A 24,976-nucleotide genomic window follows, 5' to 3' on the forward strand; every position below is an offset into this window, starting at 1 on the left:
AAAAACAATTTTAGGAAATATGCAGAAACTGACCAAGGTATTTATAGTAGACGACAATCAGGAAGCAATAGAGGTGTTACAACGCCTCTTGGAGAAGAATTATTCCGTAGACATCGTAGGCACGGCCTGCGATGCCAAGTCGGCGGCTGAGACTATCATCCAGACCGAACCCGACATCATCTTCATTGATATCGAACTGCCCACCATGTCTGGTCTGGAATTCTGCTCACTCATCCGTCAGGACATTAAGCCCGAGACCAAGGTCGTATTCTATACCGGTCACGAGAAATATATGTTGGACGCCATCCGTCACCAGGCTTTCGACTACCTGATGAAGCCACCCACAGAGCAAGACCTCAGCCAAATTATGACACGCTACTATGAAAACAAACTGGCTGGCATTCCATCTGTAGGGTCAAACGCCGAACAGCTTCCCATTATCCTGGTTGTCAACGCCATGAACGAGCACACCACCCTGCGTATCAGCGACATAGCCTATTTCCGTTATAACCAGGAACGCAAAATATGGGAGACCATCTGCATGGATGGAACCATCTACCTGTTGCGCCATCGTACCACGGCCGACGTGATTCTGAACTACTCTACTGACTTCGTTCAGATACACAAGCGCTACATCGTCAACATCAATCAGATAAAAAAGATACAGGAGTCTGCCTGTATCCTGATGGAGCCCATGGAGTCAGTCACCGAACTGCGCATCAGCAAAAACTACCGCACCCAACTGATGTCAGCATTCTATTCGCTATAGACGCGAAGGGACTCTTGTCACAGGAGTAAAGAGTCGCCTTCCTCGCTAAAGAGCCCCCCATCAACCTGATTTAAGCCTCCATACGTCATTGCTCAAAAAAATCAAAAAAATTTGGTTTTTTAATTGCTTCGTCGTATCTTTGTGGTCTTTTACCAAAAAACCTTATAAAGACAAAGATTTACGACACGACAAATGATACGTATTGTTATACTTTCCTTATTGATTATTCTGTCTGTCCCAACTAACATAAAGGCAGACGTATCGAAACTGCTGTTTTCGCGCCTGACGGCAGAGGACGGACTGTGTGACAATCAGGTGATGCACGTTATGCAGCTGCCCGACGAACGGATGCTGTTTACGACGTTAGGGAATATCAACATCTATGATGGAGTGAATTTCAGTCATATTCATCATGCCGACATCGAGCCATTCCACCTGAAAGATTATCACGGGTTTTACCATGTGTATGTGGATAAGAGGCAGATAGTGTGGATCAAGAACACGCAGTCACTCATGTGTTTCGACCTACAGCAGAACCGATACATTACTGATATTCCGAAATTCATAAAGGAGATATGGCCTGAAAAGAATACCATTACAGATGTTTTTGTTGACACGGACTACCACCTTTGGCTATTGTCGGGCAGGGCATTATGGAACGACTATTCATGCAAGTCTGTCAATCTGAGTCCAGCATGGGGAGAGGTACAGGACGTGGATGTGTATGGCCAATACGGTTATGTGTTCTTCAGTACTGGCCATATTGTCTGCCTTGACCTGAAAACCTCATCAGTAGTCTATGCCAAGGCAGCCTACTCATCGCAGGAGGCCAAAAAATACGATTTGACATCCATGGTAGTGAGAACTGCAGATGGTCATTTCTATCAGATACGCAATGGTATCGAGGGACTGTTTCTCTGCTTCGACACAAAGAGCAGGACATGGAGCAAGTTGTTCACGGCACACTTCACGCTCCACACGCTGGCAGTAAAGGATGATGCAGATATCTACTTTACCAGTTCCAGAGGGCTGTGGCGATATCATGTAAAGAATAAAACGAGAGAAGAAATAGATAATTACACGCTTTTTGATGGCAACAAGATGAGTGCCTCAGCCAATACTATCTGTTTCGACCGCCAGGGAGGTGTCTGGGTAGGCACATATCGCGACGGACTGCTATATGCACATCCCGACAGGTACCCCTTCCGCAACATAGATTCCACATCCCTCAGTTTTGATACACAAGCCACTAGTGTGGTGGACAGCCGTGGATATCTGTGGGAGTGTACCACCGATGGTCTCAGACTGACAAGGAATGGGAAGGTTAGTATGGTGTATTCTGAGGATGGTCTGTCGAACGACTGCGTCTGCGCTATCGTAGAGGACAAAGAGCACTGTATGTGGGCTTCAACGGCAAACGGGATTTCGTGTATCGAAGTGAAGAAGGACGGCGGTCTGAAGATCAACAGTTATCGCCATGAAGATGGGGTGCAACGAGGCGACTACATCATAGGCAGGGCGAAGTTGCTCGACGATGGAAGCATCGCTATGGAAGGAAAGAACGGCTGCACAGTATTCCATCCCAACGAGTTGATGAGGATGCGAAACATCCAATTAAATCCGATACTCAGAAGAATGACGAAGAATGATCATGAGATATCTCTTGACTTCTCGGCACTTAACTATGCTTTTCCTCAGCATACATATTATAAATATACGCTCACGCTAGACAGGGACTCTACCGTTACGATACTGAGACCTGGCGTTGACAGAAGCTATATTGATGACAATGGTGCGCTACATCTGACGCTACTGAAGCTGAAACCTGGCAAATATCAACTGAAGGTGGAGGCATCACTCGATGCTGACCGGTGGACGGGGAAGGCAAAAGTAGTATCTTTTGAAATTCTGCCTCCATGGTGGCAATCTACATGGGCATATGTGATATATACACTCCTGACTATCTGCATTGTGGTGGGTGGTATGGCCCTCTATTCATACAACCAGCGCAAGCGGATGATGCGACAGATGAAGGAGGAAAGACTGATGGCCCGTATAGAGGGCTTGATGGAGCAATGTGCCCGCTATGAAGATGAGCATCAAAGCGTGAAGCCAACACAGGAAAAAGCAGAGAACGATATGGATGCCCAGGACTCTGAATTTCTGAAAAAAGCCATCGCTCTTGTTGAGAAGAATCTTGGCAAACAATATACGGTAGAACAGTTGAGTAGCGATTTGTGCATGGAGAGAACAGGACTGTATAAGAAACTCTCAGCCATTGTAGATAAGTCGCCAAGTCTCTTCATGCGAAGCATACGCCTGAGCCATGCTGCTCGTCTGATACGTGAAGGCAACCATTCTCTGGCCGAGATTGCCACAAAGACTGGATTCTCATCGGCCAGTTACTTAAGCCGTTGTTTCCAAGAGGAATATGGGTGCAAGCCCTCTGAATATGCGCGCCAATAGCCTATTTTCAACATGGTTACCATTTGTTTCAACATGGTTGTTACGTCTATTCTGCAGAATAGCAGTACTTTTGCAGCCGAAAACAATCTTTTAGTAAAGTGTTATGAAACGAATGTTCCTTGTGGCTTTGTTAGCCACCACCCTGACGCAAGCAAAAGCTCAGGACTACACGGTAACCACAGGTGGTATCGTGACAGAAGTTAAGTTCTACTCGCCCAACATCGTGCGAGTAACAAAGTATCAAAAGGCAGATGCTCTAAGCAAGACCGACCCGAAGGTGGTGGTGACGATGAAGCCACAGAAGGTGAACCCAACTAAGAGAGAGGGCGCCAAGGAAGACACGCTGCTGACAGGCAAGGTGATGGTGACCTGCAACAAGCAGACGGGCGTACTTGGTTTCTTCCGCCCAGACGGCACCGTACTTATCAAGGAGCGCACAAAGCCTACATTCACCAAGCGCACGGCACACACCATAGATCCCTACAATGTGTCACAGTCGTTCCGCCTCTCAACAGGCGAGGCCATCTACGGACTGGGACAGGTTCAGGACGGCACACTGAACCATCGTAACAAGAATTACAACCACATGGTGCAGAACAACATGTCGGTATGGATTCCATTCATCCACTCCACCCGCGGCTACGGTCTGTATTGGGATCTCTACGGTCCCTGCGATTTCAGCGACGACGCGACCAATGGTGCCACCTTCAAAACCGAAGCAGCACATGCCGTAGATTATTATGTACTGGTGGGTGCTGCGGAGCGTGGCGACGAGGTACAGCAACTGGTACGCCAGTTGTCGGGACAGGCCACGATGGTGCCGCTCTGGACCTTCGGCTACTTCCAAAGCAAGGAGCGCTATAAGAGCGCTACAGAGACACTGGGGGTGCTGCAAAAGTATCGCTCACAGAAGGTACCCATCGACTGCGTGGTGCAGGACTGGCAGTATTGGGGAGGTAACAACCAATGGAACGCAATGGAATTCCTTAATCCAGAATTCAAGACCACATATCCTCAGATGATCAACGGAATGCACGCTGATGGTGCTCATCTGCTGATTTCCATTTGGGCGAATTTCGGACGCGATACTAAGCAGTTTGCACACTTTAAGGAGAAAAACCAACTGATGAAGATGGGCAACGACATCATGTCGTCAACATGGCCCAACAATGAGGGGGTTGGCATCTACTGCCCTTATCAGCAATCGGCTCGCAAATACTACTGGCAATGTCTATATGAAGGACTGGTCAACAAAGGTGTGGATGCATATTGGGTGGATTCTTCCGAACCCGATCACTACCAAGGTGGTGAGGATTGGGAGAAGACCAATGACTTCATCGTGTTGAACAAAGATGATGAAGACAATGCCACATTAAATCCTCATTCGCTCGAAACGTCCCATACGTGGCGTGCGATGCGTAATGTGTTCCCGCTGATGCATGCCAGCGGTGTATATGAAGGACACCGTGGACAGAAAGCTCCTGAGACCGAGGCCCGCCGTGTGATGATTATGACCCGTTCTGGTTTTATCGGCATGCAACGATATGGCGCTGGAACATGGAGCGGCGACATCACTGCTTCGTGGGAGACATTAGGAAATCAGATTCCAGCAGCCCTAAACTATTCTGCCTGCGGTATTCCAAGTTGGAACAGTGACATCGGCGGTTTCTTCAACGGTTCATTCAAGGGCGCCGGACAGGATATCTACAACGAGCTCTACTGCCGATGGATTCAGTTCGGCACATTCTGCACCATCATGCGCAGTCATGGTTCAAGCACCGATCGTGCCATCTACCAGTTTGGCAAGGAAGGCGAGAGTTATTATGACATCATCAACAGATATATCAACCTGCGCTATGCCCTACTGCCTTATATCTATAGCATGGACCGACGGGTTTACAACGAAGGTTATTCCTTCATGAGGGCGATGGGTATTGCTTATCCAACAGATGCAGCCACCCACAACCTGAAAGACCAGTTCATGTTTGGAAGTAATCTGCTTGTAGCTCCCGTCGTGAAGTCGCAGGCTACACAGCGAAGTGTTTATCTGCCAAAGGGCGATGGCTGGACGGATGTATGGAACGGACAGCAATACGATGGTGGACAGACCGTGAAACGTGATGTCAATCTGGCACTGATGCCCCTTTATGTACGACAGGGTACCATTATGCCATGGGGGCCCAAGGTGCAGTACAGCGAACAGAGCAACTGGGACAACCTTGAGATACGTATCTACCCCGGTGCCGACGGCACGTTCACCCTCTACGAAGACGAGCGCGACAACTATAACTACGAGCAAGGACACTTCACAGAGATTCCCTTTTCATGGAACGACAAGACAAAGACACTCACCATCGGTGCTCGCAGCGGTGCTTTTGACGGTATGCTAAAGAATCGTACCTTCCGCATTGTACTGGTCGATGCCGAGAAGCATATGGGATTAGGCATACAACAGTCACAACGCTTCAGTAAGGAGGTGAAATACACGGGCAGCGAAGTCAACGTAAAAATTGACAATGATCATACAACAAACGAGGATGTTACCGCCATTCGGAGTATCCAGGCTACACCCTCAAATGTCAATCTCTTTTTGGGCCAGAGCCAGACCTTTGCCGTTAAGGCAAAGCTGGCCGACGGCTCGTCAAAATTTATCACTCTCGATGCTGTATACGAGAGTAGCGACACGCTGGTGACCACTGTGCGAGACGGCATTATCCATGCAGGTCAGAAAGAAGGCCACGCCGACATCAACGTCACCTATACCGACGGACTGGGTACTACTCATCAGACCACTATCGGTGTAGATGCCTCCGTTCCCACGAACCTCTACAACTGGAAAGCCTACGATTGGTATAAAAACCGTGTGGCCGACCGCCTCGGAGCTTCCGACATTGCCTACAGCAGCAAGGACAACACCATCACAATCACCAAGACTGGAGCGCAGAATATCGCGCTAAAATATTCGGATAAGAAATACATGGAGCCGGGCACAAAATACCTCGTGGCAGTGGCAACAGACGTTTCAAAAAACAAAGACGACTCGCAACTATGGTACATCAACGGTAACTGGGTGAACATCGTCAATCCTACTGATGTGCGCACCCTGAAAGACGGACGTATCATGATTGCATGGACCATTGATGAATGCAAAGGATACCAACTGACAGGAGAGACCATCTTTGGTATGACATCCACCAATGTGCAGGGACGTTCCGTCATTAGCTACGTGGGCTTTACGTCCGACCTGAAGAAGCTCCAGCAGGAGTTTAACGTTGCCGTAGGAATTGCACCCATTACCTCCAACCAGCACACGATGCACTCTATCTACGCCATCAACGGTACTCCACGCACCCATTTATCTACCGATATCAACATCATAGCCAACGGCAGCAAAACAGTAAAACTGCTCAAGAGATAGTCCTATTTTTACGAAAAAGCTTCTAGCCTGCTATCACTCTGCTCCTAGCCTGCTCCTAGGCTGCTCCTAGGTTGCTCCTAAGCTGCTCCATGGAGCAGGCTAGAAGCAGGCTAAAGCGAAGGTAAGGCGATGCTAATAGCTCCGATCACTGCCAATGCAAACTATAAAACGGGGCTGACAAACTATGAGTTGTCAGCCCTTTTTATTGTCTTTACCAAAGAACTTGTGGGGTACTTGAGGGGGTGCTTGTGGGGTGCTTGTCGGGGTACTTGAGGGGGTACTTGTCGGGTGCTTGTCGGGTACTTGCCCTGTACTTGTACCTGCTTTCACTCTGCTTCTAAGCTGCTTCCAAGCTGCTTCCAAGCTGCTTCTAGCCTTACTCACGAGTATGGCTAGACTATGGCTACAGTATGGCTGGACTATGGCTAGACTATGGCTACAGTATGACTAAAGCGAGGGAAAAGCTAAAGAGATCAATGCTATATGTAGATTTTCAAAAAGGGGACTGACAGACATTTTCTAGCATAAAGTCATCAGAAGTCCACATTATTTCGTACCTTTGCAGCGAGAATGACAACACATAAGGATTTACAACATGGTAGAAACAGGTCTGAAATATACAAGCGAGTTGACGGTGACTGATGATGTCACAGCCGTAAAGATGGGTTCCGGCGATATGCCCGTGCTGGCGACTCCCGCCATGATGGCATTGATGGAGAATGCGGCCATGATGGCCGTCGCCAAGGAGTTGCCAGAGGGATGCACCACCGTTGGCGGCCATATCGAGTCATCTCATCTCAGACCCACGAAAGTGGGCGACAAGGTGACTGCCACCGCAGAGGTGACAAAGGTTGACGGCAAGAAAATCACATTCAAAGTGGCCGCCTACTCAGGTGACACACTACTTGGAGAGGGCACCCACCTCAGGTTCATTGTCGACAAGGAGCGCTTCATGTCGAAATTGTAGGTCCCTACCCTAGCTGCTTCTCCAGATAGCGGCCGATGTCGCAGATTACCATCTTGTTGAAACTAATTATATAGTGCAAAAATCGTTTTTATTTGACGAAAGAAGTAAGGAAAAAATCGTATCTTTGCAGAACCTAAACAATAATTACTCTAACATCACATAAAACCATTTAATTCTGGAAGATACGTTTATCTGGGGAATGTATGAAAAATGGGGGCGAATTATACTTTACGGGTATAAATTTGATGAATACGCTGATAACAACTTATAATCTGATGGGCCTAGCGTATCGCAATGGTTCTGAAGAACAGGCCATTTCCGTTATCAGTCGATAATGTCCATCATCTTGCAGTTCCAACACCACCAAATCGCAGTTTTTAGGAGCTACCATTCGTTCAAACTCCTCCACTGTCAGGTGAAAGAAGCGCATGACGAACAAGCGGATAGTCAGTCCGTGAGTTACAAGCACGCAGTTCTCAGGGAACTTCTCATCTGTGAAATCCCTGTATAAACTGCCCAACAAATCATTGATACGATCGTAGACATCCGAACCTGCCTCTCCGCCTGGTATGCGATAGTAGAATGTGCCATATTCGCGTCTCTCCTGGCAAATCTTGTCAAACTCATCCTGTCCCCGCAGATAGCCCCATTCCTGCTCCCGCAACCGAGGTTCTTCGCCATACTCAAATTGGGTTTTCGGGAAAGCAGATGCCACGCCTTCGAAAGTGGAACGGGCACGCCAGAATGGAGAGACGTAGAAATACATCGACTCACTCCCAACCAAATCTCTCAGGCGTTTTCCCGCCTCCCGAGCCTGCTCATGCCCTTTGTCTGTCAACTCTATCGTGTAGTCGGGCACCCGTCCAAACAAGTACCGATCGACATTCGCCTGTGACTCTCCGTGTCTGATAAGTATGATTCTTTTAGGTTTCATAGGGCTAGTAAAATATGATGCAAAGATAATCACTAAAATAAGAAATTCCAAATAATCTGCACAAGAATTTGTTCATTTTAGAGAAAAACTATATCTTTGCAGAACCTAAAAGTATTTATTACAAATAAGATTCATATTATGATACTACAATCTTCACTTGGCATTTGGGGATTAGAACATGTCGGGCCTATTTATACTCTAACAATCGTATTGTCTGGAGCCATCCTATATGTCGCAACAAAGATTATTAGGACAAATAATCAAAGACGTCAAGACATACGAGATCAATTTAACATGGCAATAGAACTGTTATCTAAGAATAATGAAACATCTCAACTATCTGCAGCCATTATCTTGCGCCGATTCTATGATGCAGACATAGACAAAGACAAATTCCGTCAAGAAACTATCCGTGAAATCTCTGCGATGTTAAAGATTCACCCAACAGGTATCTTCCAAAAAACATTGGGTGACGGTTTGGCATATGCAGGTAATTTGAATTATGCAGACCTGATGCGAACAAATATGCAGGATTTGTATCTTGGGAGAAAGAACGAAAAAGATGACAATCTTGAGAAGAAGGGGCTTTCACCAAGACATACCAATGACGAATCATGGAAAATAACGATGGATTTCACAGACATGTTTGGAGCAAACCTATCTTATGCCTTAGTTGAGAATGTTGTTGGTTTTGGCACAATATTTAATAGTGCAATATTAAATCATACTAATATCAAAAACTGCACTTTCAAAAAAGCAGATTTCAAATATGCGGATTTAACCAATGTGTATTTCGAGAATGTTAAGCTCGAAGGTTCAAACTTCAAGGGTGCAATAGGCATCCCTGAAGAGTTGCTGAGTCATCTGGAGTGGGTTGATCAGGGGACGAAAGATGAAGCTTATGTGTACAAAGGCTCTGATGCGATTACATTAGACAAGACAAAGAAGAGGGGGGAACATAAAAGGGTGTTCTTTAGTATGCCTGGTTCCCTAACTGCATCAGAAGAAGCCTTAACGCTTTTCTATAAAGACCTGTTAGAAAAAAAGAACATAGAGGCTGTTATATATACACGCGATCATTATCCGAAAGATAGTCAGTTAACGAAGGTCAAGGAAGCAATAAAACAGTCTGACGCAATGATTGCTTTTGGTCTGAAACAGATAGAGATAAAAACCGGTCGTCTAAATCCCGATATGAAAGAATACAAAGAAGACTTATGGCTACCAACGCCCTGGAATGAGATAGAGGTAGGAATGGGAGTGATGGCAAACTTGCCAATCTTATTAGTAAGAGACGACAAGGTGGAAATAGGAGTCTTTGATAAAGTAATCTCTGAATATAAAATCAAAACCCTATCTTCTGCAATTCTCTTAAAAAACATTGAGCATAGTGAGGAGTTCAATCAATGGCTTGATTTATTTTAAGTTGTTAGTATAATTTTCTAGTTAGAAAAAAAATGCCTGCGGAAGATATTGCTAATTAAAAATAAATGTCTATCTTTGCAGACACCAAACTTAGAATTATTATGGCACAATCGGTGAAACAGTTTTATGCCAAAGATGGCTATCTTGCCTTCATCATCCCGTTTTCATTCACTACCGATAACAAGAAAGAAACGAACGTGTGTAAAGACCTTTTTGCTAAAATAAGGCCAGATGATGATCGTGAACAATATGAATACTATAATGATAAATTAGTTGCAATCATTAGCAAGGCATTTCCGAATGCCGCAAATGCATTCTTTGGAGCAACTGAACGAGATAAAAAAGGCAAGGTTGTTCACACCTGTCATTATGGAAAGGTAAAAACGAATTGCAACTCATATAAAGGCAGAAATCTTTGTCATTGTTTTTCTGTTTGCCGTAAGTTTCATGACGATCAGTCACAGGGTATTCCTCGTCTTGAAATATACCTGGGAACATATCGTGTACGTTATGAGATCAGTCAAAAGGAAGAAAAATTCTTTGAGTTCGATATAGATGCTTTACTCCTTCTTACAAATGCTACTGGTGGTGAGGGAGGATATCTGTTGTTCAACATCTCTTTAGCATCTGTTCAAAAGGCAGGAATAGAATCTTTGGAAGAAAACGACCTTGACAGTTTTATCTTTATAAAACATCTTTTTTATAAGAGTAGATTAAAGTGTACTATCAATGGAGAGCAGAATATCTCCATCTATGAATGGGCAGGCGCAATCTTCAAAGATTTAATGTATGCTTTGGAGATAAAGAATGGTGGTGATGTCGCGTTCAGATACACCATTATGGAACTGAATGATTTGAAAGACTCACCAGATTCGTCTGAAAAATCAATTATTTTTGAACCAATTGGTAGGTTCTTGATGGACTATAGGAGGCAAGTCTATGGTCTACTGACGAGTGATGAAGGTTGGCGCTATGTATCGAATGGAGAATTAAGACAGGCGTTCAAAGATAATCATTGGTCGTCGAGACGATATACAACAGCTTTCTTCTTAGGTCATAATGCTCTTATTATTAATCAATATGATGGTGAGGAATACAAAAGGGAACTCCCTGAAAAAGAACTATCAAAAGAGACACAATCCAATGGAGGTAAGAAACTAGGAGATAAAACAGAGGCCTATAATGAATTCTCAAAGACATGGTTTAAACCCTATACGGAATCGCCTGAATCAGGTTTTTATGAAGAGTATGTCCAATTGCGTCCCTGTGTGCCTGGTGTACAATCTTTGGTGTTGAATGCTTATCTAAAAGCAATCTATAAAGAAATGGTGCTGGCAAAAGTTAAGGAAATGTATGAAGGCAACTCATTTACAGATGAAGAAAAATACAACAGATTGGCATTTGCCCTGCAACAGCATTCCATGTCTTTAGATGTTATAAAAAATATCGAAGATTGCATCTATTCTCAATTTGGTATTCCTGCAGAGTTGCATGCCCTTCGTGAGAGCTACATGCGAGAAGCAAATAATGTGCAGAATCAGAAAATCATGAATCTTACATATATCACAGCTATCATTTCCATCTCTGCATTAATCATTGCCGTTCTTGCATTAGGCGTTGAAGGTGGCAATTCATTATTCGCTGCTGGTATGGATTGGACGATTGGAATACTTGTTGTTGCGTTGGCTGCACCAATAATAACATGTATCGTTGTGCAGAAAAATCTTTTGGATAAGCGTAAAAAGAAAAGGCAATATTGAGATGATTATTTTTGTTTTTAGCATAAAGAAATATACATATGATATATCAGATATTAATAGACCGTTTTAATGGAGGATGGACTATTCCACCTCAAAATGCCAATGCATACTTAGGAGGTACTTTGCAGGGCATTAAAGATAAACTGGATTATATAAAATCTCTTGGTGCAACGTCTATATGGCTTTCGCCGTTCTTCAAGAACGCAGCCTATCACGGCTATCATACCATTGATTACGAAGAGGTGGATCCTCATTTCGGAACATGGTCTGATTTGTCTGATTTGATTAATACTGCACATCAGAAGAATATTCGTGTCATTGCAGATTTTGTCCCAAATCATTGTCATGTAGAACATCCATTCTTCTTGGATGCAGTCGATAATCCTTTTACAAGCAAGTATAGGGACTGGTTTTATTTTAAGAATGAGACGTCGCCAGATTGCTTACATTTCCTGGGGTATCAGGAACTGGTAAAATTTAATTTGGATAATCCTGCAACAAAAGATTATTTCATAAAAGTGGGTGAGCATTTGTCTTCTATTGGTATAGATGGCTTCAGAATAGATCATGCACTGGGTATTCCTATGGAATTTCTCAAATCTTTCCGCAAGAGGATGCATGAGCTGAATCCGAATACAATCGTCTTGGGAGAAGTGTGGCCGTTCAATATCCAACGTCGCTATTATAATACTTTGCGTTTCCGCTCTTTCTGGCGTAAATGTTCCTGCTGGCTTTTTGGCTTTAACCAAGAAACGATGCAGTTGGACTATTATGACTGTTTGGATGCTGTTCTGGATTTTACATTCCAACAGATTCTTATCGATGAGGTAAAAGCAGGTAGGCGCTTGGATAATAATGACAAATTGAATCGTAAATTAGCCAAACATTTTTCGCGCTATCCGTCAGAATCCTTCCAAGTGATACCTTTTATAGATAATCACGATACAAATCGATTCCTATTCTATTGTAATGGTGACAAGACGCTATTAGCGGAAGCTTTGGCACTATTAGAGAAAACAGGAAAGGAATATGCGTTTTATTATGGTACTGAGTGCGGAATGAATAATGATCATTCGATTTTTAATGCTGAGCCATATGCTGACCTCATTGTTCGTGAACCTATGAAGTGGTAATTTGATGCAAGAAAGAACTAACTAAATATAAACAATTAATTACTTTTGATATGATTACAATCCTATTACAATGCTGTCAAGACAGTTTGAATGTGGTTAAGTGTATCTGTGCAAATGATGCAATGGCTATTCAAGAAAAGAGTCAGAATTTAGAAATAATCTGCAACATGATTATCTGGGTAACAGCGATTATCGTAGGAGGGGTTATTCTATGGAAATTTCTTGATTTAGTTTTCTATGGGGTTTCAGAAACATGCAAAAGAGATTACGATGTTGAAGATCGTAAGAATAAGCAGAGAACTAATTTACTTGAAAAGAAATTTGCTTTACTAAAGGAAAAAAATGATGAAGGCAAATCGTATGCCCAAGCAATTGATGAAGCATTAGATAATTTCCCCAATTATTAGTAGCGGATATAAATCTTGTTTGATAAAGGACACCCGAATTGGTTCGAGTGTCCTTTATTCTTTTATTACGCCATAAGTCTATCATCAAGCTGATAGACAATTTTGATAAAAATATCAGAGTTTTTCTTGGTGATATGAAAATTAATATCTACTTTTGTCCCCGAAATCATTAAACTATCACAAACAAAACAATTGTAACAATGAAAGGAAGGATTAAGGAAACATCTTTTTGCCGAGCGGTTCTGAGACGAAGGTAACACTTTGACTGGGAATCGGCAGGGGGTAGTGTGCGGTCTTTGAGGCTTCACCCCGAAGATTGGCGGCGCCTCAGCAAAGCCTGAAAGCGAGCTTTCGCTTTGCGTTCGGCTTGCGCGCTGACCTAATAAGGTCGACACTGCTCACGCTCGACAGATAGGAAACGAGTTTCCTTCTGTTCTCGCTTAACCGCAGCGTTCTTTGACTTATTGTTACAATTGTGTGTGATGTGATAGAGAACTCTGAGAAGAAAACTCTATGATAGTAAGGACGGATGCCCGCTGGGCATTTGTCTGAAGACTCTTGCGCCCCTTTTGCTAAGGGCATTCTAATGTGATTTTTGGTTGTTTTTAAAGATGTTTATAGGATGAATAATTTTTTGATTGGAATAAGGAGACTTATCTACGGTTTTCAGAAACAGACAAGAGAGACCATTTGGCAATACATGGATGAACTGGCCACAGAATCGGATATATACTCTAAGGAACTGAAGGACTTCTGTCCGGAGGTTGCCAACGACAGACTATTTGTCTATGCCTCTAACCACAACCTGGTGGTGGTGCTGCTGGATACCAGTGGCAGGGAGGAGAAGACGGGGCCTGAGGCGCGTGTGAAGGCGGTGCTCAACATCATAGAGACGCGTCTGGAGAATAGCCGCCACTATGTGAGCCTGTTTGGCGTGGTACTCACGGGAAAGACGATAAAAGAGCCCGCTTTGTCGCCCCTCGATGAGGAGTTTGCCGAGATCAAGGTGTTTGACAAGATGACGAACCTGAAGCGCCGCAGGGTGAAGCTCTACGAGGACCGTATGCCGTACGGCAAGGTGCTGGTGGAGGATGCCACGAACCCGTTCAACGACCTGTATGTGCCTATGGGCAATGAGGAGGACGAGGTGGACGAGGAGGATGACGACTACGACATGAACGACGCTGTAACAGGGGATAAGGAGGATGAGGATGAGGATGACGACGAGGACGAAGACATCACATTCCCCTCGGGCGAGATAGAGCAGAACCTGAACCTGAGTGTGAAGGTGAAGATACTGCGTCCGATTCCCAATCCGCGAAGGGAACTGGAGAAGCTGGTGGGTTGCGAGGACATCAAGCGGAGGATGGACGAGCTGGTGGCGCTGACGCAATACAACAAGATGATGCAGAAGTCGTTCCCCATGAGTAAGCAGCACGAGGTGTCGCTCCACAGCGTGTTCCTGGGCAGACCGGGCACAGGTAAGACCACCGTCTGCAAGATATTCGGCTCACTGCTCCATCAGGCGGGGGCACTGTCGAAGGGGCATGTGGTGATGTGCGACCGCGGCACGTTTATCGGTACGCTGTGGGGCGACGAGGAGCGCTCCATGAACCAGGTGCTGGAGATGGCAAAGGGCGGCGTGCTGATGATTGACGAGGCCTACCTTCTGAACGGCAAGCACGAGACGGACCCGGGCAAGCTGGTGATACAGTTGCTGATGAACATCCTGGCCGACGAGACGCAGCGCGACATTGCCGTGGTGCTATGCGGGTATAAGGAACCGATGCAGAAACTGCTGGACAGCAACCCCGGATTGCAGTCGCGCTTTCCCAACAAGTTTGAGTTTACGGATTTCTCCATCGAGGAACTGCTGGAGATTACCCGCAGGCGCGTGAGGGAGTACGAATATGAGTTTACCCCCGAGGCGTGGGACAAATACCGCGACGTGCTGGCGGAGGCCTATCAGCAGCGCGACCCACAGACATGGGGTAATGCCCGTTTTATAGGCAACCTGCTGGACCGTATCTATATCCAGCATGCCAAGCGCTGCGTCAGGGAGCGTCCCACGGAGAAAGGTATGCTCCGCCTGCTCACCCCTGATGATATCTGTCAGATAGAAGTGCCCAAACCACGTCCCTCCATCGGCTTTGCCATCAGCCGGTGAGGGGCGTAGGGCTACTAAAAGCACTACCTCTGACCTACGGTCGAAGGTACTTACGCTCGAAAAAATCCAAATAAATTTGGTTTTTTACTCACTTAATCGTACCTTTGCACCTAAATTTTAGAGAAGGCAATGGCAAACAACTTAAGATTTCAGGTAGTAGAAGAGGCGTTTAAGAAGCACGCCCTCGATGTGAAGGCGCCCTCAGAGCGCCCTTCTGAGTATTTTGGCAAGTATGTTTTCAATCGTCAGAAGATGTACAAATACCTGCCAAAGGACATCTACGACAAGATGATTGACGTGATGGACAACGGTGCCCGACTGGACCGCTCGATAGCCGACGCAGTGGCTGCAGGCATGAAACAATGGGCACAGGAGATGGGCGTGACGCACTACACACACTGGTTCCAGCCCCTGACAGAGGGTACTGCCGAGAAGCACGATGCCTTCGTAGAGCACGACGGCAAAGGTGGCATGATAGAGAAATTCAGTGGCAAGCTGCTGGTTCAACAGGAGCCCGACGCCAGTTCATTCCCCAACGGTGGCATCCGTAACACCTTCGAGGCACGCGGCTACTCAGCCTGGGATCCCACATCGCCCGTGTTTATCATCGACGACACGCTGTGTATCCCCACCATCTTTATCGCCTATACGGGTGAGGCCCTGGACTACAAGGCTCCCCTGCTCCGTGCTATCCACGCCGTGAACAAGGCCGCTAAGGATGTTTGCCAGTATTTCTATGACGACGTGACCAAGGTGCAGGTGAACCTGGGTTGGGAACAGGAGTATTTCCTCGTGGACGAGGGTCTCTACTCTGCCCGTCCTGACCTGCTGATGACGGGTCGTACGCTGATGGGTCACGAGAGTGCAAAGAACCAGCAGATGGACGACCACTACTTTGGTACCATCCCCGACCGTGTGCAGGCCTTCATGAAGGACCTCGAGATACAGTCGTTGGAACTGGCTATCCCCGTGAAGACACGTCACAACGAGGTGGCACCCAACCAGTTTGAGTTGGCTCCTATCTTTGAGGAGTGCAACCTGGCCGTGGACCACAACATGCTGCTGATGAGTCTGATGAAGAAGGTGGCCCGCAAGCACGGTTTCCGCGTGTTGCTCCACGAAAAACCCTTCGACGGCATCAACGGTAGTGGTAAGCACTGCAACTGGAGTCTCAGTGCCGACAATGGCGTGCTGCTCCACGCACCTGGCACCACACCTGAAGAGAACCTGCGTTTCATCACCTTCATCGTGGAGACGCTGATGGCCGTATATCATCACAACGGTCTGCTGAAGGCCAGCATCATGAGTGCCACGAATGCCCACCGTCTGGGTGGCAACGAGGCACCTCCTGCCATCATCAGCTCGTTCCTTGGCACTCAGCTCACTGAGGTGCTGAACCATATCGAGACATCAGAGACCAACGAGCTCTTCAACCTGAAGGGCAAGCAGGGCATGGAGATTGACATTCCACAGATTCCTGACCTCGTGGTGGATAATACCGACCGTAACCGCACATCACCCTTCGCCTTCACCGGCAACCGCTTCGAGTTCCGTGCACCGGGTTCGAGCGTGAACTGCGCCAGTGCCATGATAGCCCTGAACGCAGCGATGGCAGAGGCACTGAATTCTTTCAAGGAGCGCGTTGATGCCAAGATCGCCAAAGGCGAGGACAAGATCCAGGCACTGCTCGAGGTACTGAAGGACGATGTGAAGACCTGTAAGCCCATCCGCTTCGACGGCAACGGTTACTCTGAGGAATGGGTTAAGGAAGCTGCCAAGCGCGGACTGGATGTAGAGAAATCGTGCCCCGTGATTTTTGAGCACTACCTCGACGACTCAAGCATCAAGATGTTTGAGAGCACGAAGGTGATGAACAAGAAGGAGCTGGAGGCCCGCAACGAGGTGAAATGGGAGATGTATGTGAAGACGGTGCAGATCGAGGCACGTGTGCTGGGCGACCTGGCCATGAACCACATCATCCCTGTGGCTACCCACTATCAGAGCAAGCTCATTAAGAACGTTCAGGGCATGAAGGAGGTATTCCCCGCAGAGCGTGCCGAACGCCTGTCTACCCGCAACATGAAGCTCATCGAGGAGATTGCAGAGCGTACGGAGAGAATAGAGCAGTTGGTTGAGGAACTGACAGATGCCCGTCGTGTGGCCAACCGCATCGAGGATATCCACGAGCGCGCCATCCAGTATCACGACACCGTTTGTCCCCACATGGAGGCTATCCGCAAGGAGATCGACAAACTGGAACTGATCGTGGAGGACGGCCTGTGGACACTGCCCAAATATCGCGAACTGCTGTTTATCAGATAAGACAACCCAAACAGACTGACACAGATGGAACAGGACAAGCTGAACGAGGTGCTACAGAGAAACGTAGCCAAACTGTCAAAGCTATCGGAACGCGAGCGTGACATGATGCCCGCAGGTACGGCTCCGATGCCAAGTGTAGAAGAGGTAAGACGTATTGTGAGTCTGTGTAAGGACATCATCTTCACCGACTATTTCCACAAGCGTCAGAGCGACGAGAAGATGCGTTCTTACCATATTGGCGTGAGCATGGACGAGCTCTACAACCTGCTGAAGCGCCAGATAGCACGCGGCATGCAGTTTTGTGAGGACTGTGACTGTTCCGAGGAGCAGATACTCCGTTCGGCAGAAGACCTGGCCCTACAGTTCATAGACCAACTACCCGAAGTGAAGCGCCTGCTCTATACGGATGTGGAGGCGATGTTCCAGAGTGACCCCGCCGCCACCAACTATGGTGAGGTGATATACTGCTATCCCGTGATGAACACGATGACGCACTACCGCATTGCTCATGTGCTGCACCTGATGGAGGTGCCCGTCATTCCCCGTATCATCACGGAGCAGGCTCACTCGAGGACGGGTATCGATATCCACCCGGGTGCCAAGATTGGCGAATACTTCGCCATAGACCACGGCACGGGTGTGGTGATTGGTGAGACAGCCATCATCGGCAACCACGTGACGCTGTATCAGGGTGTGACTTTGGGTGCCAAGAGTTTCCGCTACGACGAGAACGGCAACATGCTGAACATCCCACGTCACCCGATTATCGAGGATCATGTCACCGTGTATTCCAACGCCTCAATCCTTGGACGTATCACCATTGGCCATCATTCTATCATCGGTGGTAACATCTGGGTAACAAACGACGTACCACCCTACTCCCGCATCCAGCAGAGCAAGGCCGTGGACCTGTCGTTCCAGGGAGGACTGGGGATTTGAGAATTGAGAATTGAGAATTGAGAATTGAGAATTAAGAGTTAAGAGTTATATGCTTTCTTAACATCAAGGATGAGAGTATCGTTAGGAACGAGAGCGCTAGCGACAAAACAAAGAAAGCGTTATAGCCCAACGCATACACCAGCGGACCAGAAACCAAGCATCCTAACAGCAATGAGAGAGCCATGAGCGACTTGCCGCACTCGCGGTAGTGGGTGAGCTTCAGGTAGGACAGGTAGGCGGCGAAGCCCAGTCCGTAGGCCAACTGGTCTACCAGTACGCCGGCGCCCACCAGCAGCAGGTCCTCGGGTTGCCAGTAGCTGAGGGCCACATAGACCACGCAGGGTATCAGCATGCAGAGCGTCATGGGCATCAGGCAATGGTAGAGTCCGAAACGACGGACAGCCTTCCTGCCCAGGAAGCCACCAAAGGTCAGGGCCACGATACCCACGATACCCATCACGAAGCCAAACTCCTGGGGCGACAGGCCCACACCGCCATTGCGGAAGGTGTCTATCAGGAACAGGATGCTCACCTTGCCCACCATGGTCTGTGAGAAGGTATAGAAGAGCAGAAAGAATACTGCACGATACCAGCCATGCTGCCTCTCGGGCAGAGAATGCCCCTGTTCCTCGTCAGTGCGGCGCGCACCCGGCAGTGTCCATACATGCCAGATGAAAAGGAACATGAAGAAACCCGACAGAAAATAAAAGAGTACCCGCCAGGCATAGAGCATATCATAACGATAGAATATCTGCAGATTGCCAGCCACAACCAGCAACACGCCCTGACCAATGACCAGGGCGAATTTACGGAACAGTTCCTGAACAATGGAATGATGAGGAGCTAAGGGATGCGAGCGCGAGAACTCGTCGGCAGCAACATTATGCAGGGCAGTAAGCCATGAAATAAGTACCAGCAGGCCCCACATAACACTTTCGACAGACAGCGAACAGGCCAAGAAACCGAATGCCGCCGCTAATAGAAACTGCGTCAGCAAAATCCACTGACGATAGTTCATCGCCTTGCCCACCCATGGTTTCCACCACACCTTCAGCACCCAGGGCAGATACATGACTGACACACCACACAGACAGGTTCTCATATCCAGTCCCATCTGACGCAGCATCAGCAAGGTGATGACAAAGATGACAACACGTGGCATCCCCTTTGCGAAATACAAAGAGGATAGCCATGGTGTCATTCTGCCCCGATTGCTCATCACGTCTTATTTCTTTTTACCAAATTCAGGGTCAATCTTCACGAACCAGGCCACCAGGAAGGTGACGCCACACAGCGCCATGACAATCAGGAAGAAGGTCTGATAGCCCACCGCATCCTTCAGGAAACCGGAGAACATGGCCGGTACCTGCAGGCCCAGGTACGAGAGACCCGTGCAGATAGCGTAGAACGAGGTCTTGAACGGACCCATGCTGAAATAGAGCATATAGAGGGTGAGCGCCGTGAAGCCAAGGCCATAGCCAAACTGTTCGATGAAGATGCACGAGCTGACCAGCACCATGTTATCGGGCATGGCATAACTCATATAGACATAGACCACATCGGGCAGGGTGATGGCACATACCATAGGCCACAGCCAGCGCTTCAGTCCGTCGCGACTGGCCAGCCAGCCACCGACGATACCGCCCAGCAACAGGCCGATGAGTCCCACGGTGCCATAGCTGATACCATACTCGGCCAGCGACAGTCCCAGTCCGCCATCCTCCTGCGAACGTGTCAGGAAGGTCTTGCTCATGGCATTGAGCAACGCCTCGGGGAAACGGTAGAACATGATGAACACCACCGCGCAAAGCAGTTCGCGCCAGGGCATACGGGTGAAGAACACCTTGAACATATCCAGCAGGCCACTGGCCACTTCCTTGGCCGTGACGTGATTGCGCACATCGGCATCCGACTTGGGCATCAGGTAGCAATGCCACAGCCAGAAGGCGATAAACAGGGCTGCCACGCCATAGAACACCAGGCTCCAGGTAAAGGCGTTCCGGTCTGGATAGAGGGTCTGCAGGTAGCCCGCCAGGGGTACCAGCGCGCCATTGCCGAAGATGACGGCCAGACGGTAGAACGTGTTACGGATACCTACGAACCACGCCTGCTGGTGTTCATCGAGCTCCAGCATGTAATAGCCATCAGCGGCGATATCGTGCGTGGCACTCGAGAAAGCCATCAGGAAGAAGCAGAACATGGTGCCCTGGAACCAGAAGTCCGTGTTGAGCGTGAAGGCGATACCTGCCAGGGACGAGCCCAACAGCAACTGCATGGCCAGTACCCACCAGCGCTTCGTCTTACACAAGTCGACAAACGGGCTCCAGAAGGGCTTGATAATCCACGGCAGGCCCAGCCAACCCGTATACAGACCTATCTCGGCATCGGTCAGTCCCATCTGCATGTAAAGCACCACAGCGACAGATGTCACAATCACATTTGGCAGTCCTTCTGCCATATAGAGCGTAGGTATCCACGCCCAGGGATTACGTTTATTCATCATATTAGTATTTATTGTTTTTAGTATTCCTGCTTTATTTCTGCACCTCTATAATAATATAAGAGGATATCATCGTAATCATAACCTTTCTCACCCATCACGGCGGCACCAATCTGACAGAGACCTACACCGTGTCCCCATCCACGACCTTTGAGGATGAAACGGCCATCGCGCTTCTCCACCTTGAAGGCACTGCTGTAAAGATGTGTCTCACTGAGGGCTCGACGAATCTCGAGTTCCTTACCGATGATGAAGGAACGCTTGCTGCCCACAATCTGCAGGCGCCAGATACGTCCGCTCTCACCACGGTCCAGCGGCACCAGGTCCAGGATATCACCCAGGTCGAGCTTCGTCTTGCGGTTCACCAGTTCGGTGAGTTCCTCCTGCGTATATTCCACACGCCACTCATAGAAGTCGGGCGTCTCCTGGTCATAGTCGTTGAGCACCTGCGAGAGGATACGCTTGTCGGAGGTATGACAGAAGGGGTCGCTCACCGACACCAGGTAAGGTTTCCTGATATTCTCCCAGCAATACTGGAACTCCTCCGTCTGACCACCGCAGCATTTCGAGAAGCGGGCATCACAGAGTTCGTTGTCATAGACCAGCACCTGTCCGCGGGTAGCCTTGATAGCCTCGGCCACAGCAGGCGACGAGGCACGGGTGATACCCTGATAGCGCTGACAGTGGTCGTCGGCACAGACATCAAACAGGGTATGGTCCTCACGGTCGTACCAGCGAAGCAGCTCGTCCTCCTTCTTCACAAACGAGAAGAAATTATTATCCTTGCGCTCGCCACTCTCGGCACGTTTCTTGATCTGATAGAGCAACCACGAACGGGAGATGACGGCATGCGCCTTCAACAGTTCGGGCGAAGAGGTGGCACTCATCTCACTGGAAATCACACTCTCCAGGTACTGCTCCACAGGCAGTTCGTTGATAGCCAGCACCTTATCAGCCTCGACCACCAAGCGCAACGTACCGCGGAAGGTCTGTTTCTCCTGTCGTTCCCAGTGGAACCCTACACCGATGGTGACATCATGGAGCGTGAACGACACCTCGTCGCCCTGAGGTTGGAAGCGCAGCTCACGATAGTTCTGGCCACGCCAGAGCAGTCCGCCCTCAGCCAGTTCCACGGTCTGGAGCCCCGTGATGGTCTCACCCTTTGCGGCATAGTCGCCATTCAGGCAGAACACAATCTTCTGTCCGCTGACGATACCCACGGAGACCTGTGGCTCCTCACCCATCTTCGACAGACGCTTCACATTGACCACATCCTTCTTCAGGCGCTCCTTCAGTGCCTCCATCTCCTCCTCAGAGAGGGCGCACTCCTTCAGGATAGCCTCAGCCATCTCGGGCGTGATGCGGTCGAAGTCCTCACGGCGCGGCGTGATGAGGTAGCCCGACATATCCAGGGCACCGGGACTCACCAGCAACTGTTCGTCGCCAGTCTTGTAATAGCAGTCGGGACGGTGCTTCCTCCTGGGGAACACCACCGAGATAAACTCTTCCTCAGCATGCCATGCCACAACATTCATCATGGGCTCCGTCTGTTCGGGCAACTTAGGCAGGGCGTGATAGAGCGTGGCAAACATACGTTCACTGCTGCGGCGACTGCGTGCACGGATCACCAGTGCGGCACAGGGATAATCCTCGACCACACTGAGCGTGGCGTCATCACCGCGGCGGGCCACTTCCGTGAGGTTGCGCGACAGGCGCTGCCACTCTTTCTGCAAGGGAAGGATACCCGAGGTACCTGCCTGCAGATGGGCATGGTCGGGTGCCGAGGCACCACAGAGCGGTCCGTTATAGAAGACCATCAGTTCGGGATAATGACCCAGCAACTGTATCATCTCGCCATACATGCCACGGATCTGCTGGGGCTGATGCCTGCGGGCAGGAATGGTGAAATGCATGGGGAGGATGGGATATGGGTTGACCAGCAGTTCATAATCCACATCCTGTATTTTCGTCAACTGCTGTGCGGGACGGTTCTTCCTGCACAGGAAACAAGGACGGGCTGCAACGGCCTCCTTGGTGATGGTGGCACCTGTAGAACAGATACGTGCGGGGTTGAACTGCACCTCAAACGTAGAGGTACCCACGTTCAACTCGCGTGTCTCCACATGACTCAGTTCCCGATAGCGGTTGCGCGTCTCAGGCCACAGCGTCAGCTGACGGTCGAAATAGCGATCCAAAGGTGAGAGCTGGGAGTTGAGAGATGAGAGTTGAGAGTTCTTAGTCTGGCGTGCCTTGATCTCAAGGGTGCGCAGACGGTCCTTGTACAGGTTGTTGGCATTGACCTTGTCCACAGAGAGGGCGGCATCACTATTGCCTCCCCAACGGCGACAGAGGTAGAGCTCGTCGTAGATACGTCCGATGCGGTAGTTGCGCGAGAACCAGAGGCCCATGGCGTAGTCCTCACCATAACTGGTATTGGGCAACTGCACCTGGCGCAACAGGGGCGTGAAGAAAGCACGCGGTGCTCCCAGACCATTGATACGCAGGGCGTTATTGGGTCCGTTCTCATCCGTCCACTCCTTATGGGCGATGAGTCCCGGCGGCAGGGTGTTCAGGTCGAAGTCGCACATCCTGTAAGAGCCCACAATCATCGCCGCCTTCTGCTTATAGAAAGCATCCACGATGGTCTGCAGCGTCTTGGGCGAAGAATAGAGGTCGTCACTGTCCAACTGCACCGCAAAGCGTCCGCAATGGGTATCATTGACCGCCATATTCCAACAGCCACCAATGCCCAGGTCCGTGCGCTCAGGAGTGATTACATGGAGTTTGTCGCTGTGGCATAGCGACATACCCGACAGAATCTCTCCCGTGCCGTCCGTGGAGTGATTATCCACCACGATGACATTATACTTGAACTTCGTCTCCTGTTCCAGCGCACTCTTCACTGCATCGGCGATGGTCTTGGCGCGGTTAAAGACAGGGATGATGACTGAGACCTCCACCTCGAAGGGCTGCTCGTCGAAATCCACGGTCTGCAGACTGGTGGTATCCACCAGGGCATTGATGGCCTCCAGATGGCGGGTGGCCACCTGTTCCATCTCTATCTGCACCTCACGGTTGGCAGGATTCACGTAGTCAAACTGCTTTTCGCCGGAAGCACGTGTATCGCGCTCCACCTCGGTATAGAGCAACTCATTCAGGTGCAGTATCTGTCCCTGACGACTCAGGTAGAGACGCAGGTCGTAGAGTCCGCCATACTGATATTTCGCCGTGGCCTCATGAGCCCACTGGCGCAGCATGTCGCCACGTACCAGCCACAACGAGCCGAAATCAAAGTCATCGCGTACAGAGCCCAACTGGTAGTCGATGGCAGGGTGTTTTTCCGTCTTCCACTCACCATCCACCTCCTTCTTCTCGTAATGGTCGGCATAGACCATCATGGCACCACTGTCAGAGGCCACCTGCACCATACGTTCCAAGGCACCCTGACCCAGTTGCAGCGAAGCATCCTTCACCACCAGGGCCACATAGGGTGATGCCGACTGGGAGGCTATCTCACTTAGTGATTCGCTGGAGCGCATGCCGTCAACAAACCACACATCCTGTACCAACGTGCTTGTTAGTAGTTCCGTCTTTAGTTGTTCTGCCTGTCGCTCATCCGTACAAGGCAGGAATATATCTATGTGTTCTTTCATTCCGTAAATAGAAAAAATTTCTGCAAAGATAATAAAAACCCTGCATTTCGCAAAAACTTGTGCTTATTATTTTATGAATCGCGCCTATACAATAATAAAAAAGATTAAACACTTTG

The 24,976-nt window shown here is 48.7% G+C and carries 15 protein-coding genes; 11 read left to right on the forward strand and 4 right to left on the reverse strand.

Translation table 11 applies throughout. The annotated features are described in order from the left end of the window. Nucleotides 1-19 precede the first annotated feature (19 nt). The 4 genes from L6468_RS10600 (at nt 20) to L6468_RS10615 (ending at nt 7,620) form a co-directional block, all read left to right on the forward strand. Entirely contained in the window at nt 20-769 is a 750-nt protein-coding gene (locus tag L6468_RS10600; protein ID WP_237793211.1) for a LytR/AlgR family response regulator transcription factor, read from the forward strand. 192 nt (nt 770-961) lie between these two features. Beyond that, complete coding sequence (locus tag L6468_RS10605) at nt 962-3,235, forward strand: helix-turn-helix domain-containing protein (RefSeq protein ID WP_237793212.1); 2,274 nt, start codon at nt 962-964, stop codon at nt 3,233-3,235. 103 nt (nt 3,236-3,338) lie between these two features. Beyond that, nucleotides 3,339-6,653, forward strand: coding sequence for a glycoside hydrolase family 31 protein (locus L6468_RS10610; protein WP_237793213.1), 3,315 nt, complete (start codon nt 3,339-3,341; stop codon nt 6,651-6,653). A 595-nt stretch (nt 6,654-7,248) separates the two neighbouring features. After that, a complete protein-coding gene (locus L6468_RS10615; protein WP_237793214.1) occupies nt 7,249-7,620 on the forward strand; it encodes a thioesterase family protein in 372 nt (123 codons plus the stop codon). A gap of 265 nt (nt 7,621-7,885) precedes the next feature. On the opposite strand, the gene L6468_RS10620 is transcribed toward L6468_RS10615, so the two are convergent. Continuing rightward, nucleotides 7,886-8,554, reverse strand: coding sequence for a histidine phosphatase family protein (locus tag L6468_RS10620; protein ID WP_237793215.1), 669 nt, complete (start codon nt 8,552-8,554; stop codon nt 7,886-7,888). A 294-nt stretch (nt 8,555-8,848) separates the two neighbouring features. Between L6468_RS10620 and L6468_RS10625 the strand changes: the two genes are divergently transcribed. The 7 genes from L6468_RS10625 (at nt 8,849) to epsC (ending at nt 18,707) form a co-directional block, all read left to right on the forward strand. Beyond that, on the forward strand, nt 8,849-9,979 hold the full coding sequence (locus L6468_RS10625; protein WP_237793216.1) for a pentapeptide repeat-containing protein: 1,131 nt from the start codon (nt 8,849-8,851) through the stop codon (nt 9,977-9,979). A gap of 65 nt (nt 9,980-10,044) precedes the next feature. Then, nucleotides 10,045-11,739, forward strand: coding sequence for a hypothetical protein (locus L6468_RS10630; RefSeq protein WP_237793217.1), 1,695 nt, complete (start codon nt 10,045-10,047; stop codon nt 11,737-11,739). Nucleotides 11,740-11,777: 38 nt separating this feature from the next. After that, nucleotides 11,778-12,872, forward strand: a complete 1,095-nt coding sequence (locus L6468_RS10635) for an alpha-amylase family glycosyl hydrolase (RefSeq protein WP_237793218.1) — start codon at nt 11,778-11,780, stop codon at nt 12,870-12,872. Between the two features lie 50 nt (nt 12,873-12,922). Beyond that, the gene (locus L6468_RS10640) at nt 12,923-13,279 is read left to right on the forward strand and encodes a hypothetical protein (RefSeq protein WP_237793219.1); all 357 of its coding nucleotides are present in this window, start codon (nt 12,923-12,925) and stop codon (nt 13,277-13,279) included. Between the two features lie 622 nt (nt 13,280-13,901). Beyond that, the gene (locus L6468_RS10645; RefSeq protein ID WP_237793220.1) at nt 13,902-15,446 is read left to right on the forward strand and encodes an AAA family ATPase; all 1,545 of its coding nucleotides are present in this window, start codon (nt 13,902-13,904) and stop codon (nt 15,444-15,446) included. 129 nt (nt 15,447-15,575) lie between these two features. Beyond that, nucleotides 15,576-17,768 carry a glutamine synthetase III family protein gene (locus L6468_RS10650; protein WP_237793221.1) on the forward strand — a complete coding sequence of 731 codons (2,193 nt, stop codon included), beginning with the start codon at nt 15,576-15,578 and terminating at the stop codon, nt 17,766-17,768. 24 nt (nt 17,769-17,792) lie between these two features. Next, nucleotides 17,793-18,707: a serine O-acetyltransferase EpsC gene (gene epsC / locus L6468_RS10655; RefSeq protein ID WP_091819082.1), complete on the forward strand. Its 915-nt coding sequence runs from the start codon at nt 17,793-17,795 to the stop codon at nt 18,705-18,707. 31 nt (nt 18,708-18,738) lie between these two features. Here epsC and L6468_RS10660 read toward each other — a convergent pair whose 3' ends face one another. The 3 genes from L6468_RS10660 to L6468_RS10670 are packed head-to-tail and all read right to left on the reverse strand — an operon-like array spanning nt 18,739 to nt 24,860. Then, nucleotides 18,739-19,908: an MFS transporter gene (locus L6468_RS10660; RefSeq protein ID WP_237793222.1), complete on the reverse strand. Its 1,170-nt coding sequence runs from the start codon at nt 19,906-19,908 to the stop codon at nt 18,739-18,741. A 24-nt stretch (nt 19,909-19,932) separates the two neighbouring features. Further along, nucleotides 19,933-21,207 carry an MFS transporter gene (locus tag L6468_RS10665; RefSeq protein WP_371836492.1) on the reverse strand — a complete coding sequence of 425 codons (1,275 nt, stop codon included), beginning with the start codon at nt 21,205-21,207 and terminating at the stop codon, nt 19,933-19,935. A 20-nt stretch (nt 21,208-21,227) separates the two neighbouring features. Continuing rightward, the gene (locus tag L6468_RS10670; RefSeq protein ID WP_237793223.1) at nt 21,228-24,860 is read right to left on the reverse strand and encodes a DUF4922 domain-containing protein; all 3,633 of its coding nucleotides are present in this window, start codon (nt 24,858-24,860) and stop codon (nt 21,228-21,230) included. Nucleotides 24,861-24,976: the final 116 nt, after the last annotated feature.

This window comes from Prevotella communis (assembly GCF_022024115.1).
Taxonomy (GTDB): domain Bacteria; phylum Bacteroidota; class Bacteroidia; order Bacteroidales; family Bacteroidaceae; genus Prevotella; species Prevotella communis.